We start from the raw sequence: 22,638 nt of genomic DNA on the forward strand, positions 1-22,638 counted from the left end.
CCTGCGAGGATCAATCCATGGATTTCGTTGCGCTTGTTGTTTCCATCATCTCTGTTCTCATCGCTGGGATCGGAACGCTCCTAGCCAACAAGCGATCGAACGAAGCCCTGCGAGAATCCCGGAAGGCTGTCACGACCGCACTCTGGTCCGCCCTACAGGAGGCGATACAGCGGCTCGTCGCGTTCGACCCGACCACTGAGCCCGTAGGCGAGCGGCTCGCGAACCTGCGCATCGCGATGATTGACCTGGCTGACGAGTTCACCGACTGGCAGGGCCTCGACACCTGGCTGGAGGCGGAGCGTGCCCTGGGAGCGAGCATTGCCCGGCAAGCCATGGATGCGGCGCAGCCCGGCGACACGGTAGACCAGCGGCTCCGGAATCTTGACCCGCTTATGAGCTGGACGCAGGCGCTCAGTCAGAACGTGCGACGGTTCCGCGCCACAGGGTACGACGCGACAGTCCTCGCCAAGCTGGAATCACACGCGCGAGACCTCACCAAGCAGATTCACGATCGCCACGGATGGGAATTGCCGCCGACCCCGAATCCGCGCCTGGAGCCGTTGGATTAGTCGGGCAGGATAAAGCTGATGGATCACGGACTCTTCAACCTCGATGACCCCGCGCCCCGGAACGAAGAACGCGCGCCGATGCCGTTGTCGCCAACTCAACGCCAGGCGATTCGAGAGCTCTTCGCTCAGCTCGGCGTGACCGATGCACGGGCGCAATTCGACATGGTTGCTGAGCTCACAGGTGAAGCGCCCCGGGTTCGGTGGGGGCTCTCAACTCACGGAGGATGAGAGTCATGGCAGCACCGAAGAAGTACCCGGATGAGTTGCGTGAGCGCGCGACGCGGCTCGCGGTCGAGGCACGACAGGACCCGGCGCGGAAGGCTGGTGCGCTTCAGCGCATCGGTGAGCAGCTCGGGATCAACCCGGAGACGCTGCGCGGCTGGGTGAAGCAGGCCGAGATCGACGCCGGGCAGGCGCCTGGGGTGACGACCGCGGAGGCGCAGCGGATCAAGGCGCTTGAGGCCGAGGTGCGGGAGCTGCGGCGGGCGAACGAGATGGCGGATTCAACCGGTGGTCGCAACGAGTTCTGTGAACTTCTCCGATGGTGTCAGATAGCCGAGCGTTTTGCGTGGTCGTCCGTTGAGCGAGTCCTGGATCGCGGTCAGCTCAGCGCGGGTGACGATGCTCAGATCGGTGCTCTTCGGCAGGTACTGGCGTAGCAGTCCGTTGGTGTTCTCGTTGCTTCCGCGCTGCCACGAGGAGTGCGGGTCGCAGAAGTAGATCGGGATGCCGGTCGCTGTCGTGAACTCGGAATGCTTGGCCATCTCGGCGCCCTGATCCCAGGTGATCGTCCGCGCCAGCGACGCCGGCAACGCGGTGATCGCCTCGCGCATTGCGGCCTCCACCTTGTCGGCGCTCTTCCCGTCGGGCAGGTGCAGCAGAAGTGTGAGGCGGGTGCTGCGTTCAACGAGGGTTCCCACGGCGCTGCGACTGTTCTCACCGAGGATCAAGTCGCCTTCCCAATGCCCCGGCATGGCGCGGTCTTCGACCTCCGCGGGGCGCTCGCTGATCATCACCATCCCTGGCAGCCGGCCTCGCCGGTCCGTCGCGGTCCGCGACTTCCGTGCCGCACGCCCTGACCGCAGGCAGCGGGCAAGCTCGCGGCGCAACTGCCCGCGTCCCTGCACGAACAGGGACTGGTAGATCGTCTCGTGACTCACGTGCATCTCCGGGTTGTCGGGATGCTCCAAACGTAAGCGCGCGGCGATTTCCTGCGGCGACCACAGTTGCTCCAGCTGCGTCGCGACAACCTCGAGCAGCCGTCCACTGTCGAGCTTGAACGGCTTCGGTCGGCGGGCCTGCTCTCGTGCGTCCTCGTGCGCCCGCCACGCCGAGTGAGTATTCGGACCGTTGAGCACCACTGAATATTGCGATTGAGCACCACCGGATATTGCGGTTCGGCACCAGCCGATATTGCCGGTGAGCACCGCCCCTCGCGGAGCAGCGCCCACCGGCCCGGTTCAGCTGTTCGTGGCGGTGTGTTCGCGCATGTTGACGTCGCCGGTTTCGATCCAGACGGTGTTGTGGACGATGCGGTCCATGATCGCGTCGGCGTGGACGCCGGAGCCGAGGCGTTGGTGCCAGTCCTTCTTCGCGTACTGGGTGCAGAACGCCGTCGAGGTGGCGTCGTAGCGCCGTTCGAGGAGCTCGAGCAGCATGGACCGGACGTCGTCGGTGGGTGGGTCGAGGAGCCATTCGTCGATCACGAGGAGCGTGAACGCGGCGTACTTTCGCAGCCACTTCTCTCTCCCCGCTGGCCGGTCCCGTGCAGCGGCCCAGGATTCTTCGAGGTCGGGCATGCGGATGTAGTGCGCCCGGTAGCGGTGCTGACACGCCTGCTTCGCCAACGCGGACCCGAGGTAGGACTTCCCGGACCCGGTGAACCCTTGGAAAACGACGTTCTGCTGCCTGCCGATGAACTGGCAGGTCCCGAGCTGAGCGATCACGCCCCTGTCGAGCCCGCGTTGCTCGAGCATGTCAACGCGTCGCAGGTCCGCGTTCGGGTAGCGCAGCCCGGCCCGGCGGATCAGGCCCTCGACCTTGGAGTGGGTGAACGCCGCGTGGGCGTCGTCGACAGCGATCTTGATCCGCTCCTCAAACACCACCCCGATCGTGAGGGCATCGTCCTGGGCCTCGAACGCGTCGACCAGCGACGCGACGCCCATCTCCCGCAGCTTCCGCTTCGTCTCCGAGTCGAGCCGGCTCATCGGGCGTCTCCGGCGTAGTAGTCGGCGCCGCGGACATACCCGGCCGGCTCCGCCGCGGGTGTCGACCATGCCTCACGGCCTGCGGGGTCGTCTTGCCTGGTCTCGAGGATGGGCCGCAGGTGCGCGTAGCGCGGCGACCTCACCCTCGACGCGAGAGCGACGCCGGCGGCAGCTTCGACGCGGTCGGCGGAGTACCGGCGTGTCATGCGGAGCACGGCCAGTGCGGCGCTGATGCCCTGCTCGTCGACGGGCACCGACTCGAAGATCCGGTTCACGACGATCGTGGTGTTCTCCCCGATCCTCGCCGCCCATTCCCGGATCCGTGGGGCGTCCCACTGCCGATACTGCGGACCGTCGGGCAGATCGCTGTCGTGGGTGCGGTACTCGTTCACCGTCCCGACCGGGGCAAGCAGATGACTGGTCAGTCTGTCCTGCCCGGCGAACACCTCGAGCATCCTGTCGGTGACTCGCAGATCGACCGCGCGGCCGATGTTCACGTAGGGGACGGAGTAGAAGTTCTTCTCGAACACGACATGCCCGTTCTTCTGAACCTTGCGGCCGTAGACCCACTGGGAGATCTCGAACGCAACGGTCGGGAGCGGCCGCAGCAGCGGCTTCTCCTCACCCTCGAACACGCCCAAGCGGGAGCCGGCGCGCTTCTGGAACGGTTCCGCGTTGAACGCCGTCATCCGCTCGTAGACCGCAGCCCGCAACTCCGGCAACGTCGCGAACGTCTGGTTCCGCAGCGCCGCGATCACCCAGGTGGCGATGTTGCCGACGGTGTTCTCGACGCTCGCCTTGTCCTTCGGCTTCTTGATCCGTCCCGGCAGCACCGCCGCCGAGTAGTGCGCCGCGAGCTCCCGATACGCGTCGTTGAGGACCACCTCACCCTCCGCCGGGTGGGAGATCACCCCGGTCTTCAGGTTGTCCGGGATGATCCGCGGGACGGAGCCGCCGAACCAGTCGAACATCGCGACGTGGGCGCGCAGCCAGGTGTCCTGCTTCATGTCCAGCGTCGGCTCGACGAACGCGAACCGTGAGAACGGCAACGTCGCGACGAACAAGCAGACCCGCGTCTGCTGCCCGGTGACAGGGTCGGTCAGCTGCATCGTCTTGCCCGACCAGTCGACCTCAACCGACTGCCCGGCCTTGTGCCCGACCCGCGACGCCGCCCCGATCACGAGGACGTGCTGCTGGTAGGTCTTACAGAACCTGTCGTAGCCCATCGCCGGCGACCCGTCCGCCCGGCAGGCGTCGACGTACTCGCCATGCAGCAGCTTCAGCGTCACCCCGACCTTCGCGAGCTCCTTGTGGACCCGGTCCCAGTCCGGCTGCGCGTGCACACTCTCGTGCTCACCCCGCCCCGGAAACAATCGCGCATACACCTCCGCGTCGTCGACATCGGCGACCTCGCGATAGTCGATACCCTCACGGTCGGCGGCGTCGAACACCGCGATGACCGAGTGCCGCGACATCCCCTGCGCCTCGATCTGCCGCGCCGAGAACCCCTCCGCGCGAAGCCTCAACACCAGCTTCGCCTTGATCCTGCGTACCATCCGAACTACTCCTTCTGCCGCGTGATTGGCCACGGGGCAGAAGGAGCCTAAGAAGGTGGTGCTGAAGCCGAATATTCGGTGGCGCTCAACGACGAGAACACGCGCACGAACAAGTGGTGCTCAACGGCAATACCGGTGGTGCTCAGAGACACCAATACTCACGAGTACTCCTCCCGTCCGCCGCCGCGCTTGACCTCGCGGCTGACCGTCGACACCGCGCGTCCCAGGGCACGCGCGATCGCAGTAAGCGTGTCACCGCGGGCGAGGCCGACCAGGATCTCCTCACGGTCGAAGACCGTCAGATGCCCCTCGCGCGGCTCCCAGCCGAACGGCTTCCCGTCGAGGTGACGGCCCTCCCTCGCCATGCGGCCGACCATCGGCGCCGTGCAGCCGATCTCGCGGGCGATATCGATGAGCCGCCACCCCTTCGAGTGGAGACGGAGCGCGAGCTGCTTCTGCTCGCGACTGAGATGACCATGTTTGCCCTGCAACGAATGCCTCCCGAGATCAGCGCCTGCTTCATCTCACAGCACCCGTTGCGTTGACCGGTTGAATCCGCCGATCTTGAAGACCGCGTCGGCGTTTTTCGCCGCGGCGGAGCTCGACCGCAAGCTGAAGTAGCCGAGGTGTCGACAGCGGTGCTCGTCGAGTACATCGACGAGCACCGTGACCGGTTCGGGGTCGAGCCGATATGCCAGGTCCTGCGTGACGCGGACGTCCAGATCGCCCCGAGCACCTACTACGCCGCAAAGAGCCGGCCGCCGTCTGCCCGGGCTGTCAGGGACGCGGAGCTGATCGAGGACATCCGGGTGGTCCACAAGGCGAACCTTGGCGTCTACGGCGCCCGGAAGATCCACGCTGCCCTGAGCCGGGAGGGCGTCGAGGTCGCCCGTTGCACCGTCGAGCGGCTGATGCGCGCCGCGGGCATCCAGGGCATCCGGCGCGACAAGACCCGCAAGACCACCTTCGGGGACGGCGCGGAGACCGACCGGCCCGCCGACCTCGGGAAGCGCGCGTTCACCGCGACGGCACCGAACCAGCTCTGGGTTGCGGACCTGACCTACATCCGCACCCACGCCGGGTGGACCTATGCCGCGTTCGTCCTGGACGTGTTCTCCCGCCGTGTCGTCGGCTGGCAGGTGTCCACGTCGCTGCGCACCGATCTCGCCCTCGACGCGCTCGAGATGGGCCTCTGGGAGCGCCGCAGAGCGGGTCAGGACATCACCGGGCTGATCCATCACAGCGATGCCGGAGTCCAATACCGTGCGATTCGCTACACCGAGCGACTCGCCGAAGCCGACGCGGTCGCGTCCGTCGGAACGGTCGGCGACAGCTACGACTGTGAGAGTGTCGAGTACCTCCTGGCGGCCTGACTCTTGCTGACGACTGACCTCGGGTCTGATGCAGGAACAGGTGACAGTTTGACCTGCCCCACGGATTTGGTGCCAGTCAGGGCCGCTAACTCGCGGCGGGGATGTCGTTGATTTCGAGTGTCTCGTATTCGATTGGGGTTCGGTAGCCGAGGGCGGAGTGTCGGCGCTGACGGTTGTGGAAGATCTCGATGTACTCGAAGATCGCGTTGGCGAGCTCGACTCTGGTTTTCCACTTCTTCCGGTTCAGCAGTTCGATCTGCATGGATGACCAGAAGCTTTCCATCATCGCGTTGTCCAGCCCGTCGCCGACGGATCCGAACGAGGGCAGGAGCCCGGCGGAGCGGATCTTCTCCCCGAAGAGCCAGGAGGTGAATTGCGTGCCGTGGTCCGCATGAACGATGCCGCCTGGCTTGGGGCGACGGTTCCGGATGGCCATGTCGAGCGCGTTGATGACGAGCGTGGTGTCTTGCTTGGAGTCGATCGACCAGCCGATGATGCGGCGGCTGTAGGCGTCGAGGACGGCGGCGCAGTATGTCGCGCGTCAGACTTTGTGGCAGGGCTGTTAGTTGAGTCCTGAACGGAGGATCTGTCATGGGAAGACCGCCTGTGATCCCGGTGGAGCAGAAGACGAGGATCGTGCTCAGCGTCCTCGCCGGTGAGGTCACGATCGCCGAGGCCGCGAGGCGTGAGAAAGTGTCCGAGCAGTCGATCGGCCGCTGGAAGTCCGACTTCCTCGAGGCAGGGAAGACGGGCCTGGCCGCGGGCAGATCCGGCCCGTCGACGCGGGAGCAGCAGCTCGAAGCCGAGGTGGCGGAGCTGACCCAGGCACTCGGCGAAGCGCATCTCGAGGTGCGGGTCTGGAAGAAGAGCGCGGAGGGCCGGGTGGGCCCTTCGAGGACCTCGAGGTGATCCGGATGGAGGCGGGCATGCCGACTTCGAGGTGGTGCGAGAAGTTCGGCGTGCCCGAGCGGACCTGGCGGCGCTGGCAGGCCAAAGCGCGGCAGGACCGCCCGCCGAAGGGCCCGTGGCCGCAGCCGGCGAGAGACGCGGCCCGGTCGCTGGTGACGAAGCATGCGCTGGCCAAGCCCGAGTGGGGTCACCGGAAGATCTGGGCGATGACCCGTCACGACGGGCACCGGGTCTCGCAGGCAACCGTGCTGCGGATCCTCCGCGACGACGGGCTGATCCTCCCGTCGGAGTACCAGAAGCAGCGCCGCGACCTCGCCCGGGCACGCAAGGACGCGTTCGCGAGGACCCCGACGGGCCCGAACCAGGTGTGGCAGCTGGACTTCAGCGAGTTCGAGACCACCAGCGGCGGGACCTGGCGGATCGCCGGATGCCGGGACTGGTACTCGAAATACGAGCACCGATTCCACACGTCGCCGACGGCGAACCAGTACGACGCGATCGCCGCCGTCGAGCTCGCTCTCGAAGACTACGAGGCGATGTTCGGGCACCCGCTCATCGATGCCTGCGAGGTCGACCCCGACACCGGCGAGGTACTCCCCGCGGTGACGATCGTGACCGACAACGGAGGCCCGTTCCGGTCACTGAACTTCGAGCTGTTCATCACCCGCCACCCCGAGCTCAAGCACGTTCGCACCCGAGTGAAGTCGCCGGGGCAGAACGGGTCACGCGAACGCGGATTCGGGACGCTGAAGTATGAACGGCTGTTTCTCGACGAGATCCCCGACGCGCTCACTCTCGTCGAGCGCGCCGAGGACTACCGGATCGAGTACAACACGATCCGCCCGCACGAGGCGATCGCCTGGAACCGACCTCTCGAGGTCCACCTCGGCCACGCCGACCCCACCATCCCCAACTTCGATCGAGAAGAAATCCTGCCAACTACTTGACGCGGGACACGAGCACGACTACCGCGAGCTCAAGCACGGCCTCGGCCTGGACCACTTCGAAGGACGCACCTGGCCCGGCTGGCACCATCACGTCACCCTCGTCACCGCCGCGCACCTGTTCATCACGACGCAACGCCTCACCGCCACCCCAAAAGCAACAGGGGCAGCCTGAGCTTCTACGGCATCCTCCGCGAACTCCAGACCACGGTCATCCGCCTCCTCAGCTGCTGCCCCTACTGCCAACGCGCCGGACCAACCTAACCAAGTACTGCTAGAAGGCGATGCGCAACGGCATTGGCGCGCAGCGTCAGGAGCGCGCGTTCGAGGACAGCGGAATCGACGGCCTGCGCGCGCTGTACCGGGAGGGGACGGTCGGGGTCGGCTGACACGCCCCGCCGGGCGCCACGATCACGGCTGCCCGGGAAGCACGATGGCGAAGTCCCGCAGCTTCGCGCAGACGGCCTCCACGAGCTCGGCCGGCTCTGCGCCCGCATCAACGGTGATGCCCCGCTCGTCCGGGTCGAGCGGGCGCAGCGTCGCCAGCTGCGAGGCGAGAAGCCCCGAGGGCATGAAATGACTGCTGCGCCCGGTGGCGCGCGAGGAGATGCTCGCCTCATCCGCATGCAGGTGCACGAAGAGCGCCTCCGGGGTCTCCCCCCGAATGATGTCGCGGTACGGCCGGGTGAGCGCGGAGCAGGCGATGACGGCACCCTGGCGCGGGGCGCCCAGCTCGCGTCCGCACGCATGCAGCCACGGGATCCGGTCGCGGTCGTCCAACGGCGTCCCGGAGGCCATCTTCCGGATGGACGAGTCAGGATGGAGGTCGTCGCCGTCGACGAACGGCACTCCCAGGGACTCGGCGAGCAGCCGGCCCACGGTCGACTTCCCGACCGCGGAGACTCCCATGACGACGATCCGGGGGACGGCGCGGGCGCTCATGGCGCCCCCTGTCCGTGCGGGGCGGAGAGCGGCCTCATGCGACCCCGTCCGCCGTATCCGGCCGATCGGCGAAGAACTCCCGGTGGCCGGCGGCCCAGGCGACGTAGTGACGCAGGGCATCGCGCAGATCGTACCTCGCGGTGAATCCCAGCCTCCCCGCGCGTTCCAACGACATCGGCGCGTTGTCGGCGAACAGGCTCACGTTCGCCGCCTCCGCATCGATGCGATGACGGAAGCCCGGGAACTCGAGGGCGAGCAGCTCGCACCACTGCTGGATCGACCACTCGAACGGCGAGCTGACGTTGACGACCCGGTCGGGCAGCGCGGGGGCCTCCAGCGCACAGCGCACCGCCTCGGCGACGTCGGCCGTGTAGACCCACGCCTTCCGGCCGTCGCGCGGCAGGACGGCCTCCCCTCCCCGCAGCGCGAGTGCGAGGGTCTGGAACGGCGCGCTGGTCATGTCGCGCACATCGGTCCTGTGCTCCCAGCAGCCGAAGACGTCGCCGAGGCGGAGGCTGACCGCCTCCCGTCCCCGCAGCTCGGCGAGGCGGAGCACGGCCAGCTCCCCCGCGAACTTGGTGATCTCGTAGAGATTCTCCGGACGCTCCTGCCCGGCCTCCTCGCGCAGAAGGGGCTCTGCGGTCGTGGCCGCACCGTACGCCGCGATCGAGCCGAGGTGCACGAAACGACCGGGACAGGTGTCCGCGAACGCCTGGAACACCGAGACGGCCCCGATGCAGTTCACGTCGATCACGGTGCGCGCGCCGTCGCCGGCGCGCTCACGCGCGGCATCCGGGGTGATGGCCGCGCCGTGCACCACGGAGCGGACACCGCGCTCGGTGAGCACGTCACGCAGCCGCTCGCCGTCGCGCACGTCGCCCTGCACGACCTCGACGTCCCCCGACAAGGACTCCAACGCCTCGGCGGCCAGGCCGCGGGGCGCCGATTCCGCATAGACCGTGACCCGCTCGCCGTGAGCGACGAGGCACTCGACGATCGCCAGTCCGACGGTTCCTGTTCCCCCCGTGACCAGGATGCTCATAGCTCCCACCCCTTCCCGATCGTCCTCGTCTCGGTTCCCGCCCGTTCCGGCCCGGACGGCCCGAACCCACCGGCGAGGAGCAGTTCCGCGACCTCCAGGAGCAGAGGCTCGCCGCCGGTGACGGCGACGAGCTGGATGCCGACGGGCCTCCCGTCGTCGAGAGCGGGGGCCGGAATCGACAGCGCGGCGAGTCCGAGCGCGTTCACCCAGTGCGTGAAGGCGCCGAGATCAGCGGGATCGATCGGCGACCCGTCGCTGAACGCCGGCGCCGCGTCTATCGGCCAGGCGCCGGACAGCGTCACCGGGCACAGGACGAGGTCGAAGTCCTGCAGCGCCGTCTCCGCGGTCGCGCGCAGGGAGGAGACGGCGTCGGCCGCGGCGCGGTAGTCGGCTCCGCTGACCTCTGCCGCACGGGCCGCCGCTGCCGCCAGGGCGTCGTCCACCGGCGCGTCGGCTTCCGGCGCCTCGTCCAGGGCGGCCCGTATCCCGACCGCGGAGAGGGTGTCCCACGCCTCTCGAAGGCGCGGCCAGCGGTACGGGGCGGCGATGGCGCTCACCAGCGCCCCGCGGTCCCGCAGGATCCCGGTCGCCGCCGAGAGACGGTCGGCGACCTGCGGATCGCATCGCACCTCCGCCACGGCGGAGAACCATCCCACCCGGATCGGCCGCGATGCGGGCTGCTGTCCGCGTCGCAGCGACGACGGGTCGCGAGCATCCGGCCCGCTCAGCACGGCGAGCGTCTCACGCAGCCCGTCGACGGATCCGGCGAGGACGCCGATCGACTGGAAGCCGGGCACGAGCTGCGGAAGACCGTAGGCGCGCGGCACGGTCCCCGTCGCGGTCTTGAGGCCGTAGACGCCGACCAGGCTCGCCGGTGCCCGGCTGGAGCCGCCCGCGTCGGTGCCGAGCGCGACCGGGACGATGCCCGCGGCGACCGCGGCAGCGGAGCCCCCGGAGGAGCCTCCCGGCGTCAGTCGCGTGTCATGCGGGTTCCGGGTCGTCCCGTGCAGAGCGTTGCTCGTCGTCTGTCCCACCGCCAGCTCGGGAGTGTTGGTGGTCCCGATCAGCACCGCCCCCGCGGCCTCCATCCGCTCGACGCACAGGTCCGAGCTCGCCGGCCGATGGCCGTCCCATCGCCGGCTCCCCCATGTGCACGGCACGTCGGCCACGAAGATGTTGTCCTTCACCGCGTAGGCGACGCCGTCCAGCGGGCCCAAAGGCATGCCGGCGGCGTGCCGCAGGTCGGATGCCTCTGCCGCGCGCGCGGCGCGATCGTCGAGGACCTGCACGAAGGCGTTGATCTCGGCCGCTGAGGAGCGCGCCGCTCGCAGGGCCCCCGCCGTGCGCTCCGCCACGGTGGGCATGCGCCCGCCGGAGGGTGAGGTGGTCGACATGTCAGTAGCCCTCCCGCACGTCGACGATGCCGGTCAGCGGCTGCCCCGCGGCGAAGCGGGCGAGGTTCTCCGCGATCCGCTCCGCCAGCAGCGGAACGATCATCGCCATGGTGTCGGCGGAGTGCGGCGTGATCAGCGCCCGCGGCTCCCGCCAGAGCGGGTGGCCGTCCGGCAGCGGCTCGGGATCGGTGACGTCGAGCGCGGCGCCGGCGATCCGCTCCTCCGCGAGGGCCGCGACGAGGGCGTCGGTCGCGATGAGCCCTCCCCGGCCGACGTTCACCACGACGGCATCCGATCTCATGCGCGTCAGCACGCTCGCGTCCACGATTCCGCGCGTCGCCGCGGAGAGCGGGGCTGCGAGGACCAGCACGTCGACGTCGGCGACGTGCTCCCGCAGCTCGTGCTGCGCGATCGTCTTCTCGGCGAAGCCGACCGGAGCGGCGCTGCGCCTGCACACCGTGATCCTCACGCCGAACGGCGCGAGGAGCGCGGCGAACTCCTGGGCGATGCCGCCCGCCCCGACGATGAGCACGTTCGCCCCGTACAGCGTCTTCCCGACCGGGGAGCCCCAGGTGCGCGCGCGGGCGCGGTGCTGGAGCGAACGCAGCATCGCCAGCGTCAGGGCGAGGGCGTGCTCGGCGACCGGCTTCGCATACGCCCCCTTCGCCGAGGTCCACACCCTCTCGCCGTCGAGCACTCCGGCGGAGGCGAAGTTGTCGATGCCCGCCGACGGCAGCTGCACCCATTCGAGCGACGGGTGCTCGCGAACAGTCTGCGCCAGCCCCGTCGGGTCTCCGTGCTCGGACCAGACGAGCACGCGGGCGTCCTGACCGTCGGTGAGCGTCCCGCCGCCGTCGACGATGGCCCTGTGGTACTCCGGGACGTCCAGCGGACGCAGCAGCACCGGTATGCCCCGCTGCCCGCTCATGACCGTCCCCCCGTCGCGGCCACGGAGCCGGATCCGGAGGTGGAGGCCCGCGGGATGAGCGTCGCGGGCAGGCGCGTCGTCGTGAACGGCTCCGCCCTGCCGTCGATGCGCTCGAGCAGGAGCTCGACGGCCCGGGCGCCGATCTCCTTCGTGGACTGGGCGATCGTCGTCAGCGGCGGGGCCGCCGAACGCGCCCATTCGTCGTCGTCGAAGCCGATGAGGGACACCTCCTCGGGGATGGCCGTGCCCCGCGCCGTGAGCCTCCCGTAGAGCTTGAGCATCATCACGCCGTTCCCCGCGAACAGGCATCTCCTCGTCCCCCGGGGCTCGGCGAGGAAGGCGTCCACGACGGCATCGAGCTCCTTGTCGTCGCGCACGTCGGCCTCGAAGATCCGCGACGACACATGCGGATGCTCCCCCAGCTGCGTGCGGAAGAAGTCGACGCGCTCGGCACGGGAGACGGTCGATCCGATCACGTCGGTGAAGTAGCCGACGTCGTCGTACCCGCCGCCGATCAGGTGCTCGACCGCGTCGCGCATCGCGGTCGCGTTGTCGCTGCCGATGAGATCGAGGTCCGCCTCGGGGACGGGCTGGTCCACCAGGACGATCGGCAGGCCGCTGTCGGCGAGCTCCGCCACTCCCTCGCCGTTGTGCCCTGTGGAGAAGACGAGCAGGCCGTCGACCCCGTAGGAGCGGAGCACGTCGAAATAGCGCCGCTCCTTGCCCGGCTCACGGTCGCTGTTGCAGATCATGACCATGTATCCGCGCTTCTCCGCGATCGTCTCCGCGCCGCGCAGGACGCTGATCGCGAAGGGATTGGTGATGTCGGGCACCACGAAGCCGATCGTGAAGCTCTTGTCCTGCCGCAGCCCCCTCGCCAGCCGGCTCGGGCGGTACTTCAGCGCGGCGATGGCCTCCTCGATCCGCGTCTTCGTCGCCGGCGACATCGAGCCGTACTGCTGGCTCAGATATCGCGACACCGTGGTGCGCGAGACCCGGGCCGCCTCGGCGACGTCGGAGATCGTCGCGGGTCTGGCCGTTCCGTCCGTGGTGCTCATTCTTCTCCCAAAAGCGTTCGCCGCGATGCGAATCGTTACTCCTCAATGATGGCGAACGCCCGAACCGGCGAGCCGGTCCCCTTGTCGAGCCTCAGCGGCACGCCGTAGAAGATGAACTCGCCCTTGCCGACGAGCTCCTCCAGGTTAACGAGCCACTCGTAATGGGTGATCCCGCGGTCGCGGCACACGCGGTGGCTGGGGAACAGGTTCGTCGACATGATGTCGGTGGACGGCCCCTCGACCCCGTGGACGACGGAGCCGTGATCGGCCAGCCAGTGCGTGGCCTCCGCCGAGAGACCGGGGTTCACGTCGAAGAGGATCGGATCCGGGTAGTGCCGGCGGTGCAGCCCGGTGTTCAGCAGGACGATGTGGCCGTCGACGGTGATCCCCGTGCTGGCCTGCGCCGCCTCGAGGTCGGCGACGGTGATCTCGCCGAGGTCGGGGACGTGGGTCATGTCGAAGCAGACCGCCTTCCCGAAGAACATGGACAGCGGCATCTCGTCGATCGTGAGCCCGTTCGGGTTCATGTGGAAGAAGGCGTCGACGTGCGTCCCGGTGTGCTCCACCATCCCCAGGTACTTCCACGACGAGGTGTGCGGATCCTCCGGGGTGCCCGACCCCATGGCGAGACTCGACTCGTGTGTCTGGACGGTGACGTACACGGGACGCTGGAAGGCGCTCTGCACGGGCATGTTGTCGCTGAGCGTGAGGGTCAGGTCGACGATCCTCTGAGACATTCTTTTCCTTTCGTGGGGCAGGGTCGAACCCAGGCTCGACCCTGCTCTGACTGCATTGACCGGTTGTGCGGGCGCTACTTCCTGGCTGGCTTGAGCACCTGCTGGATCTCCGGGTCGTCGATGTTGGAGGCGTCCACGAACGCGGCGGGCACGTCGACGACCGCATCCACGGTCTCGCCCTTGATCGCCTTGATCGCGTTGGTGACCCCGGTGTAGCCGATGCCGGCGGGGTCCTGGGTGATGGTTCCGCTGATCACGCCCGCACGGATGGCCTCGAGGATGTCGTCGGAGCTGTCGAAGCCGACGATCGCGATGTCGCCCTCCTTGCCCGCCGCGGTGACTCCCAGCGATACTCCGACCGTCGTGCCCTCGTTGGTGGCGAAGAGGCCCTTGACGTCGGGTGAGGAGGTGAGGATGTCCTGCGTGATGTTGAGCGCCTTGTTGCGATCGCCTTCACTGAAGAAGGTGTTGATCAGGGTGTATCCGTCGGATGTGATCTGGTCGGCGAAGCCGTTCTCCCTGGCCGTCCCCTGGATCGAGCCGGCGACCTCGCTCACGATAGCGACCTTCCCCGGTCCGCCGATGATCTCGTTCATCTTCTCCGCGGCGAGCGCGCCCGCCGCGGAGTTGTCGGTGGACACCGTCGACCGGGGGACGTCGGAGTCGAGCTCTCCGTCGATGATCACCACGGGGATGCCGGCGGCGTCCGCGCGCTCGAGAGCGGGTGCGAGCGCATCCGGGTCGACCGGGGAGATCACGATGGCCTCGACGCCCCGGGTGATGAAGTCCTCGACGATCTTCACCTGGCCCTCGGAGTCCGTGTCCGTCGCCGTCCCCTGGAAGGCGATCGTGTAGCCGTTCTCCTTGGCGGCGTTCTCCGCCCCGATCTGGACCGAGGTCCAGTAGTCGTAGAGCGTGGACTTGGGGATGACGCCGATGACGCCGGCGTCGCCGGTGTCCTCCCCGCCCTCAGGGGCGCTGCTGCAGCCCGCGAAGGCCGCTGCGAGCGCGCCGATGGCGAGCAGCGAGATGAGCTTCTTCTTCATGCTGTGTCTTCCTTTCTGGTGTGCGTATCTGGTGGGTCGGTGGGGTCAGCGTCTGCGACGGCGGAGGCCGTCCAGGAAGACGGCGGCGATGATGACGACGCCGATCGCGATCTGCTGCCAGTAGTAGGAGACGCCCAGCAGGTTCAGGCCGTTGCGCAGGACCCCCATCACGAAGGCGCCGATGAGGGTGCCCGCCGTCCCGCCGACGCCGCCCGAGAGGCTGGCACCGCCGATCACGGTCGCCGCGATGGAGTCCAGCTCGTACCCCTCTCCCGCCGTGGGGGCGGCCGACACCAGGCGCGAGGTGAGGATCACGCCCGCCGTGCCGGCGAGGAGGCCGCTCACGACGTAGACGCCGATCTTCGTGCGTGCGACGTGGAGGCCCGAGAGGAACGCGGTCTTCTCATTGCTGCCGATCGCGAAGACGCTGCGGCCGAAGCGGCTCTGAAGGAGGATCCAGCCGAAGAGGAGCGCGATGATGCCCATGAGGACGACCGGGAAGGGCAGGCCGAGGACCGAGCCGTTGCCGAACCATCCGAACTCGCGGGGAAGGCCGGAGACGGGTGAGCCGTTGGTGAGGACGAGGACGGCTCCGCGCGCGATGCCCAGCATCCCGAGCGTCGCGATGAACGGCGGGATGTTGCCGTACGCGATGAGGAATCCGTTCACCGCGCCGCAGAGCACTCCGCCGGCGAGGCCCGCCGCGATCGCCACGGCCGTGGGCGCGCCGGCTTTCAGCAGGTCGGCCGTGATGACCCCCGCGAGCGCGGCCACCGCTCCGACCGAGAGGTCGATGCCGCCGGTGATGATCACGTAGGTCTGACCGATCGCGATGATGGCGATCACCGAGGTCTGCAGGGCGATGTTGAGGAGGTTGTTCACCTGCAGGAAATGCGGGGAGGAGATCGCGAACACCGCGATCAGGAGGATGAGTCCGGCGACGGCCCCCAGTCGCTGGAGGCGCAGGCTCCGGAGGCTCCGCTTCGGACGTGCGGTCGCGTGTGCAGTGGTCACTGGTCGCCTCCCATGTGGTTCATCGCGAACGTGGTGATCTCTTGCTGCGAGGTCTCTGCTGTGACGAGGTCGGCCGTGATGCGCCCCTCGGCCATCACCAGGATCCGATCGGTTATGCCCAGCACCTCCGGCAGCTCGGAGGAGATGACCAGGACGGTCATCCCCTGCCGGACGAGCTCGAAGATCAGCTCGTAGATCTCGTATTTGGCGCCGACGTCGATCCCTCTGGTCGGCTCGTCGAAAATGAGAACGCGCGCGCGAGTGCACAGCCATTTGGCGAGCACGACCTTCTGCTGGTTGCCTCCGCTGAGCGTTCCCGCCTCCTGCCCAAGCGAGGCGAGCTTGATGTTCAGCCGCTCGACCAGCTCCTCGGCGGCGCGGCGAGCCGGCCGGTTGCGCACGAAGCCCGCGCGCGAGAAGCGCGAGTACCCGGCGAGGAGGATGTTCTGCTCGACGCCCAGCTCGAGCATCAGCCCGTCGCTCTTCCTGTCCTCGGTCACATAGCCGATCCCCTGGGCTATCGCCTGGTGCGGAGCCCGGATCGAGAGCGCCTTCCCGTCCAGCAGGACCTCGCCCGAGGTCCTGGGATCGGCGCCGAAGACCGCTCTGGCCAGCTCGGTGCGCCCGGCGCCGATGAGCCCGGCGATCCCGAGCACCTCGCCGCGGCGGGCGGTGAAGGAGATGTCCTTCAGAAGCCCGGCGGTGGACAGGCCGCGTACTTCGAGCGTCGCTTCCCCGACGTCCGTCGGCGGACGCGGCGGGTACTGGTTCGAGATCTCGCGTCCGACCATCTCGCGGATCAGCTGATCCATCCCGAGGTCGGCGAGGAGGTGCTCGGCCACGAAGGCGCCGTCGCGCATAACCGTGACCCGGTCCACGATCCGCACGAGCTCGCTCATCCGGTGGGAGATGTAGACGATCGCCACGCCCTGGGCACGCAGGTCTCGGATGACGCGGAACAGCGCGTCGATCTCCGAGTCGGTGAGGGCCGCCGTCGGCTCGTCGAGGATGAGCAGCTCGCAGCTCGTGGACAGCGCCTTGGCGATCTCCACCATCTGCTGCTCCGCGACGCTCAGCTCGCCCACACGCCGGGACGGGTCGACGGTCACGCCGATCCTCTCGAACAGCTCCTCCACCTCGCCGCGAAGGGTCCGCTCGGAGATGAATCCCGGGATCCGCGACGCCGGCTCGCGCCCGATGAGGACGTTCTGGGCGACCGACAGGTCCGGGAGCAGGTTGAACTCCTGGTAGACGATGGAGATGCCCGCCGCCCGCACGTCTTGAGGTTTCGTCGCCGTGAGCGGCTCCCCCTTGTAGACGACCTCGCCGGAGTCCGCCGAGACCGATCCGGTGAGGATCTTCATGAGCGTGGACTTGCCCGCTCCGTTCTCGCCCATGACGGCGTGGACCTCGCCTCGCCGCAGCGTGAGCTGCCCGTCGGACAGCGCCTGGACGCCGCCGTAGGCCTTCGTGATCCCCTTCGCCGTGAGGAGGACGTCGCCGCCCTGGTCGGGGTTCACGGCATCACGTCCCCGGAGTTGGGTCCGAGCGTCTGTCCCGTGTAGATGTTCCCGTCGGGTTCCGAGGCGAGCATGATCGCGGTCGGGGTGACCTCGTCGACGTGGCCGAACCGGGGAATGGTCAGCTCACGGAGCTTCGCGCTGCGCCACTCGTCGTTCACGGTCTCCATGACCTGCGTCTGGATGGGGCCGGGGGCGATGCAGTTCGCCGTGATGCCATGCGCGCCGAGCTCCAGGGCGATCGACTTCGTGAAGCCGATGATCCCGGCCTTCGAGGCGGCGTAGTGGCTGTGCTCCACCCCGCCCTTCTGCCCGATCTGGGACGCCATGTTGATGATGCGCCCCCTGCCCGCGGCGATCATGTGCGGAACGGCGAAGTGACAGGTGAGGTAGACGCTGCGGAGGTTCACGGCGATGACGCGGTCCCACGTCTCCGGGGTGATGTCCTGCACGAGGTGCTGATCGGTGACGTAGGCGTTGTTGAGGAGCACGTCCACGGCCCCGAACTCGGCGACCGATCGCTCGATGAACCTTCGCGCGACCTCCTCGGTGGAGATGTCGCCCTCGGTGAGCAGCACCCTCGATCCCCTGCTCTCCAGCTCCGAGCGCAGGGCCTCCATCTCGGCGTCGAGCGGCGAGACATGGTTCAGCGACAGGTCGGCCCCCTCTGCGGCGAACGCCAGGGCGAAGGCGCGCCCCAGTCCGAGCTGCGGTCCCACGCCGGTGATGAGGACCGTGCGGCCGGCTAACTTCATTGCTATCCTCCGAATAGGGAATCGATTCCGTATATCGATTCGCCAAGAGTAGACAGAGCTCCGCCGAACACACAAGTCCCGGACGGGATTCGTCCCGACGTCGAGGAGAAACCGCCGATGACCACGCATCGCATCCCCCTTGCCTCGGAGAACCTGCACGGCTCCTTCTCCCCCTCCCATCCCCCGATCCTCACGATCCGTCCCGGCGACACCGTGACCTTCCCGACGCTGGACGGCGATTGGCTCACGGACGTCGAGATCGGTCCCCCCGCACGGCACGGCGGCCAATGGCCGGGCCGCCGCCCGGGGGTGGACGACGGGCACGCCCTCATCGGCCCCCTCGCGATCGCGGGAGCGGAGCCGGGGATGACGCTCGCCGTGCGCATCGACGATGTGCAGCCGGGCGAATGGGGCTGGAGCCGCAGCGGCGGACGGGCGGTGGAGCTCGACACGGAGCTCGCCGTGGACGAGGGGGCGGAGAGCTATCTGCGCTGGACTCTCGACAGCCCCTCCTCCATGGCGACGAGCCAGCACGGGCACCGGGTGCGGATGCGGCCCTTCCTCGGCGTGATCGGCTGCGCGCCCGCGGCGCCGGGGTCGCATTCCACGCATCCGCCCCGTTCCACCGGGGGCAACATCGACTGCCGGGAGCTGATCGCCGGCACGACCCTCTTCCTCCCTATCGAAGCGCCGGGGGCGCTGCTCTCCGTGGGGGACGGGCACGCCGCTCAAGGAGACGGCGAGGCGGGGTCGACGGCGATCGAGTGCCCCATGCGCTCGGTGACGCTCACCGTCGACCTCGTCCGCGACATGCCGCTGTCCATGCCCCGGGCGTTGACCCCCGAGAGCTGGATCACGTTCGGCTTCGCCGAGACGCTCGACGCGGCGGCGTTCCAGGCGCTGAGCGGGATGGTCGATCTCCTCCAGGAGAGGACGGGGTTCACGAGGAAGGAATCGCTGAACCTCGCCAGCCAGACGACGGATCTCCGGGTGACGCAGATCGTGAACGGCGTGAAGGGCGTTCACGCCGTCCTCGACCACGATGCGCTCGCCCTCCTCGGAGGCCGGGCGGCCGTGTGAGCAGGTCGTCGGCGCGGGCGGGACTCATCCGCCCGCGCGCGGATCCCCGAACACCACGGTGCCCGTCCCGCGTCTCAGGACGCTGCACGACACGACGCGGTCGCCGTCTAGGTGTACTGACCCAGATCGTTGTTGACGTAGGAGAGACCTCCGGGGTCGAGTTGGAGCTGTCTAGTTCTTCAGCTCGAACACACGGAGGTCTCTCGTGTCCCACGCTAATGCCCGGCTGACTCCGGCCGGCCGGTTGATTATGGTCCAGCGCATCCAGGCCGGACGCGCGGTCGCGCACGTCGCGGCGGAGATGGGCGTCTCTCGCACGACGGCGTGGCGGTGGTGGCGGCGGTTCCGTGAGGCGGGCGCCGCGGGCCTGCAGGATCGCTCCAGCATTGCGCACGGCCATCCGCACAAGACCGGGCCATGCCAGGAGACGCGGGTGCGGATCATGCGCGAACTGACCCGTCGCGGTCCCGTCTTCATCGGTGCCCGGCTCGGGATGCACGCGTCCGTGGTCGGGCGGGTGCTGCGTCGTCATCACGCTCCGCTGCTGCGGGATCTCGACCCGGTCACCGGCGCCGTGATCAAAGCGACCAGGAGGTCCGCGAACCGCTACGAGCACGCCCGTCCCGGCTCGCTGATCCACATCGACGTTAAGAAGCTCGGCCGCATCCCGGACGGCGGCGGCTGGCGCGCTCATGGTCGCAGTGAGAAAGTTCGCGGGCGCGGGATCGGCTACGACTACGTGCACACCGCGATCGATGACCACTCCCGCGTCGCTTACGCCGAGACCCACGACGACGAGAAGGGCGTCACCGCTGCCGGGTTCCTCGAGCGGGCGATCGCGTTCTACGCCGCCCTCGGCGTCAGAGTCGAACGAGTCATCAGCGACAACGCGTTTGCCTACCGAAAATCGGTCGCGTTCCGCGGTGTGATCGACGCGCACCACATCAAACAGAAGTTCATCAAGCCGCACTGCCCCTGGACCAACGGGAAAGTCGAGCGCCTGAACCGCACCCTTCGGGCAAACCGAAGGGTGCGCCTGACACCACCTGAGAGACCCGCAGCGTGAGCCACGAGTCTCTCGTGCTGGCGTCGCACCGCCAGCGGGTGAGGCGAAAGGAGTCGAAAGCCCTCACCCAGTCGGAATTACTCGGTCGGTGCCGAGAAGGTCATGCTGGAGAGCATGTTGTAGGCCGGGGTGCCGGGGCCGTTGCTGTCGATGTAGTCGAGCGCGTCGGCGCTGCCAGCGGTGTCGGGGTAGGCACTCGTGTACGCCTCGGCCGCATCCACCCAGCCGTTGTTCCTGGCCCTGACGCCCACCCTGTGCCGCTGGTGACGTGTCCACACAGCCCAGAGACTTTTCCGGGAGCAGGCCGCAAGGAAACGCCTCGCGCGTACACTGCACCGGCGTAACCTGAGTTACCTTTGTTGCCTTCGCGAGGGGGAAAGGTAACGAAGGTAACGCCAAGCAGGTGTACGCGAGCCGTTGTTACCTTGGCCGCAGTGGTGCACGGGGGCATCACTTCTTCCCGCTCTTGGCACGCTCGGCGCGGAGGTCGACACCGGCCAGCGAGTGATACGTGCCTCGGGACTCCTTCACGATCTGCCCCGCGTTCGCAGCGCGGTTGAGGTAGACCTTCACCTTGTTGCTCGGCTCCCCGACGGCCTCGGCTACCTCAGCCGTGGTCACCGCGACCCGCGAGCTGCTGACGTAGTGGACGATCTGCTGCATCACTCCGCTGCGCGCGCTGGTGAGGTCAGCCGCCTTGGCCAGGAGGTCGTGAGCGGTCGTCTCAGACCGGCGGAGGTTAATGACGCGTCCCGTCTTGATGTTCTCGCCCTTGGCGTTCTGGTAGACGACGCTCTCCGTCTCGAACGAGAACGACAGCCGCACCCCGGTGTAGTTGCCCTTCTCGACCGTGGCGAACCGCACGCCGGTGTCCTCGTCCTTCACCACGAGAATGTGCGACCGGGATGCGTCCCTCCAGGCGTGGGAGCCGGACAGCTTCTCAGCCGCGTTGCCCACGCCTTTCCTGTGGTGGTGGACAGCGATCACTGCCACGTTGAGTTCCGTCGCCAGGTCGCGGATGGGGTCGAGCGCTGCGCGTACATCCTTCAGCGAGTTGGGATCGCCCTCGACATACGAGATGATCGGGTCGAGCACCAGCACTCGGGCGTCGGTGTCAATCAGCGCCTGTCTGATGTCTGCCAGGTCCTCGCCGATCTGTAGCGCCGTGTCGCGCCCATCGTTGATGATGGTGATGACCTTCAAGCGCCCCGACCTCAGATCGGCACCAGCCGCCCGCATGCGAGGTTTGAGCACCCGACCGAGGTCGTCCTCACCGACCGCAGTCAGCACCGTGGCTGGTCCGTCGAGGTCGCCCTCGGCGGTGCCGTTCATGATCTGCGTGAGCCAGGCCGCCAGGAGCGTGCTCTTGCCGACGTCGGCAGCTCCCGACAAGATCGTCAGGGTGCCGAGAGGGATCACGTCCTGAATGACCCAGTAGATGGGTTCTTCCCCGACGTCGTTGAGGTCGATCAGCGTCAGCCGCCGCCCCTTGGCGGTGGTCGAGGGCGTCTTCTTCTGAGCCTTCATGTTGTGCTCCTGCTGGTCGGCCTCCACTCGCGTCACGGCCTTGGCCCACGCCCTGTCGAATGCGATCAGGTACTTCGGGTCGGGGTAGTCGTTGGTGTACCGTGCCCGCGCAGCCTCGTACGCCTTCCGGCGACTCGCGCCCCACATCAACCCCGACACAAGCGGGGTGATTCGGTTGAGCAGGTCGCCGTTGTCGACACCGTCCTCGGGGAACACAGTTGCCAAGCGGCCTGCCCTTGCAGCACGGGCCTCCTGCTTCGGGTCGGTAGCGGTTCCCTCGGCGTCGAGCCACGCTTCCAGGTCGGCCATGTCGTAGTCCCAGCCGTCCTTCTTGTGGACCAGCGCCCACTCAGGAGCCGGTGCCAGCCGAGGCTTCTTGGTGAGCTGCGGGCCGTTGTAGGCGACCATGCCGATGCCGCTGCGAATATCCACACCGGGCATGCCGTTGAGGTCGCGGTCGATGGTGAGCTGTTCGCCCTCCGGTGCTCGGTAGATGTGGTGCTCGCCGTGGCCGCGCCGGCTCGTGTAGCTGAACGTGCGCGGGAGGTTGAGGCCAGCGGCCCGTAGGCTCGCGAAGCCGTCCTTGCCGTGCTTGCGGTCGAGGTCCACGACAACGAGGCCCGACAGCCCGGTGTGGATGCCGATACGCTGACGCGGGTCGCTGGCCCACCACTCCCGGATCTGCTCCCTGGACCGTGACGCACCCCTGTCCCAGCCGAAGCCCTTCAGGAACTTGCCGCTCGCGGTCATCGGGAACACGTAGAAGCCTGCACGGGCAAGGCTGAGTGCGATATCGAGGTTGCTCACTTGGCGGCCCTTCGCGTCTTGGGCAGTCGCCATGCCGCCACGGGCGTGAAGACCAGCACTTCCTCCCAGCTAGGGCGTGTCTCCCAATAGTCGGACCCAGGTGAGGATGGCGCAGAGGGTGACGCCGGCGCGGTACGTGATGGCGAGTTCGTCGAAGCGGGTCG

Annotated in this window: 19 protein-coding genes and 6 pseudogenes; 8 read left to right on the forward strand and 17 right to left on the reverse strand. The window is 68.1% G+C overall.

The features are described from left to right. The first annotated feature begins 17 nt into the window (after window positions 1–17). Together ACWDR7_RS08130 and ACWDR7_RS08135 are read left to right on the forward strand one after the other, a co-directional pair. The gene (locus tag ACWDR7_RS08130) at window positions 18–569 is read left to right on the forward strand and encodes a hypothetical protein (protein ID WP_449854422.1); all 552 of its coding nucleotides are present in this window, start codon (window positions 18–20) and stop codon (window positions 567–569) included. Window positions 570–802: 233 nt separating this feature from the next. After that, a pseudogene (locus ACWDR7_RS08135) lies at window positions 803–1,066 on the forward strand (transposase); the annotation flags it as partial. 6 nt (window positions 1,067–1,072) lie between these two features. Here ACWDR7_RS08135 and ACWDR7_RS08140 read toward each other — a convergent pair. From ACWDR7_RS08140 to ACWDR7_RS08155, 4 genes and pseudogenes are all read right to left on the reverse strand, one after another. Then, window positions 1,073–1,906 (reverse strand): annotated as a pseudogene (locus ACWDR7_RS08140) (IS30 family transposase); the annotation flags it as partial. Between the two features lie 123 nt (window positions 1,907–2,029). Next, window positions 2,030–2,776, reverse strand: a complete 747-nt coding sequence (locus ACWDR7_RS08145; protein ID WP_449854423.1) for an ATP-binding protein — start codon at window positions 2,774–2,776, stop codon at window positions 2,030–2,032. Next, window positions 2,773–4,332, reverse strand: coding sequence for an IS21 family transposase (istA, locus tag ACWDR7_RS08150; protein WP_449854424.1), 1,560 nt, complete (start codon window positions 4,330–4,332; stop codon window positions 2,773–2,775). Before istA ends, ACWDR7_RS08145 begins: the two co-directional genes overlap by 4 nt. 161 nt (window positions 4,333–4,493) lie before the next feature. Then, window positions 4,494–4,823: pseudogene (locus ACWDR7_RS08155) on the reverse strand (helix-turn-helix domain-containing protein); the annotation flags it as partial. 147 nt (window positions 4,824–4,970) lie between these two features. Between ACWDR7_RS08155 and ACWDR7_RS08160 the strand changes: the two are divergent. Beyond that, window positions 4,971–5,705 (forward strand): IS3 family transposase, encoded by a 735-nt coding sequence (locus tag ACWDR7_RS08160; RefSeq protein WP_449854425.1) that lies wholly within the window; start codon window positions 4,971–4,973, stop codon window positions 5,703–5,705. A gap of 85 nt (window positions 5,706–5,790) precedes the next feature. Here ACWDR7_RS08160 and ACWDR7_RS08165 read toward each other — a convergent pair. Then, a pseudogene (locus ACWDR7_RS08165) lies at window positions 5,791–6,284 on the reverse strand (IS3 family transposase); the annotation flags it as partial. 12 nt (window positions 6,285–6,296) lie between these two features. Between ACWDR7_RS08165 and ACWDR7_RS08170 the strand changes: the two are divergent. The 3 genes and pseudogenes from ACWDR7_RS08170 to ACWDR7_RS08180 form a co-directional block, all read left to right on the forward strand. Then, on the forward strand, window positions 6,297–6,614 hold the full coding sequence (locus ACWDR7_RS08170) for a transposase (RefSeq protein ID WP_449854441.1): 318 nt from the start codon (window positions 6,297–6,299) through the stop codon (window positions 6,612–6,614). Between the two features lie 17 nt (window positions 6,615–6,631). Next, on the forward strand, window positions 6,632–7,561 hold the full coding sequence (locus tag ACWDR7_RS08175) for a transposase (protein ID WP_449854426.1): 930 nt from the start codon (window positions 6,632–6,634) through the stop codon (window positions 7,559–7,561). Between the two features lie 10 nt (window positions 7,562–7,571). After that, a pseudogene (locus ACWDR7_RS08180) lies at window positions 7,572–7,733 on the forward strand (IS701 family transposase); the annotation flags it as partial. 236 nt (window positions 7,734–7,969) lie between these two features. Here the strand turns inward: ACWDR7_RS08180 and ACWDR7_RS08185 are convergent. From ACWDR7_RS08185 to ACWDR7_RS08230, 10 genes are all read right to left on the reverse strand, one after another. Next, window positions 7,970–8,500: a gluconokinase gene (locus ACWDR7_RS08185; protein WP_449854427.1), complete on the reverse strand. Its 531-nt coding sequence runs from the start codon at window positions 8,498–8,500 to the stop codon at window positions 7,970–7,972. A 34-nt stretch (window positions 8,501–8,534) separates the two neighbouring features. Beyond that, window positions 8,535–9,542 (reverse strand): NAD-dependent epimerase/dehydratase family protein, encoded by a 1,008-nt coding sequence (locus ACWDR7_RS08190; RefSeq protein WP_449854428.1) that lies wholly within the window; start codon window positions 9,540–9,542, stop codon window positions 8,535–8,537. After that, the gene (locus ACWDR7_RS08195) at window positions 9,539–10,936 is read right to left on the reverse strand and encodes an amidase (protein WP_449854429.1); all 1,398 of its coding nucleotides are present in this window, start codon (window positions 10,934–10,936) and stop codon (window positions 9,539–9,541) included. Before ACWDR7_RS08195 ends, ACWDR7_RS08190 begins: the two co-directional genes overlap by 4 nt. 1 nt (window position 10,937) lies before the next feature. Beyond that, the gene (locus tag ACWDR7_RS08200) at window positions 10,938–11,864 is read right to left on the reverse strand and encodes a D-isomer specific 2-hydroxyacid dehydrogenase family protein (protein ID WP_449854430.1); all 927 of its coding nucleotides are present in this window, start codon (window positions 11,862–11,864) and stop codon (window positions 10,938–10,940) included. Further along, window positions 11,861–12,922 carry a LacI family DNA-binding transcriptional regulator gene (locus ACWDR7_RS08205; protein ID WP_449854431.1) on the reverse strand — a complete coding sequence of 354 codons (1,062 nt, stop codon included), beginning with the start codon at window positions 12,920–12,922 and terminating at the stop codon, window positions 11,861–11,863. The genes ACWDR7_RS08200 and ACWDR7_RS08205 overlap by 4 nt, the downstream gene beginning before the upstream one ends. 35 nt (window positions 12,923–12,957) lie before the next feature. Beyond that, window positions 12,958–13,659, reverse strand: coding sequence for a cyclase family protein (locus ACWDR7_RS08210; RefSeq protein ID WP_449854432.1), 702 nt, complete (start codon window positions 13,657–13,659; stop codon window positions 12,958–12,960). Window positions 13,660–13,733: 74 nt separating this feature from the next. Next, window positions 13,734–14,705 carry a substrate-binding domain-containing protein gene (locus ACWDR7_RS08215; RefSeq protein WP_449854433.1) on the reverse strand — a complete coding sequence of 324 codons (972 nt, stop codon included), beginning with the start codon at window positions 14,703–14,705 and terminating at the stop codon, window positions 13,734–13,736. Between the two features lie 45 nt (window positions 14,706–14,750). Further along, the gene (locus tag ACWDR7_RS08220; protein ID WP_449854434.1) at window positions 14,751–15,719 is read right to left on the reverse strand and encodes an ABC transporter permease; all 969 of its coding nucleotides are present in this window, start codon (window positions 15,717–15,719) and stop codon (window positions 14,751–14,753) included. After that, window positions 15,716–17,239: a sugar ABC transporter ATP-binding protein gene (locus tag ACWDR7_RS08225; protein WP_449854435.1), complete on the reverse strand. Its 1,524-nt coding sequence runs from the start codon at window positions 17,237–17,239 to the stop codon at window positions 15,716–15,718. Before ACWDR7_RS08225 ends, ACWDR7_RS08220 begins: the two co-directional genes overlap by 4 nt. Beyond that, window positions 17,236–17,994: an SDR family NAD(P)-dependent oxidoreductase gene (locus ACWDR7_RS08230; protein WP_449854436.1), complete on the reverse strand. Its 759-nt coding sequence runs from the start codon at window positions 17,992–17,994 to the stop codon at window positions 17,236–17,238. Before ACWDR7_RS08230 ends, ACWDR7_RS08225 begins: the two co-directional genes overlap by 4 nt. Window positions 17,995–18,111: 117 nt before the next feature. On the opposite strand from ACWDR7_RS08230, the gene ACWDR7_RS08235 reads away from it, so the two are divergent. Further along, window positions 18,112–19,074: an acetamidase/formamidase family protein gene (locus ACWDR7_RS08235; RefSeq protein ID WP_449854437.1), complete on the forward strand. Its 963-nt coding sequence runs from the start codon at window positions 18,112–18,114 to the stop codon at window positions 19,072–19,074. Between the two features lie 205 nt (window positions 19,075–19,279). Then, a pseudogene (locus ACWDR7_RS08240) lies at window positions 19,280–20,089 on the forward strand (IS481 family transposase); the annotation flags it as partial. A gap of 128 nt (window positions 20,090–20,217) precedes the next feature. On the opposite strand, the gene ACWDR7_RS08245 reads toward ACWDR7_RS08240, so the two are convergent. Then, window positions 20,218–20,391 carry a hypothetical protein gene (locus tag ACWDR7_RS08245; RefSeq protein ID WP_449854438.1) on the reverse strand — a complete coding sequence of 58 codons (174 nt, stop codon included), beginning with the start codon at window positions 20,389–20,391 and terminating at the stop codon, window positions 20,218–20,220. A gap of 199 nt (window positions 20,392–20,590) precedes the next feature. After that, window positions 20,591–22,474 carry an AAA family ATPase gene (locus ACWDR7_RS08250; RefSeq protein WP_449854439.1) on the reverse strand — a complete coding sequence of 628 codons (1,884 nt, stop codon included), beginning with the start codon at window positions 22,472–22,474 and terminating at the stop codon, window positions 20,591–20,593. Window positions 22,475–22,638 lie beyond the last annotated feature (164 nt).

Source organism: Microbacterium sp. NPDC003461 (assembly GCF_053588335.1).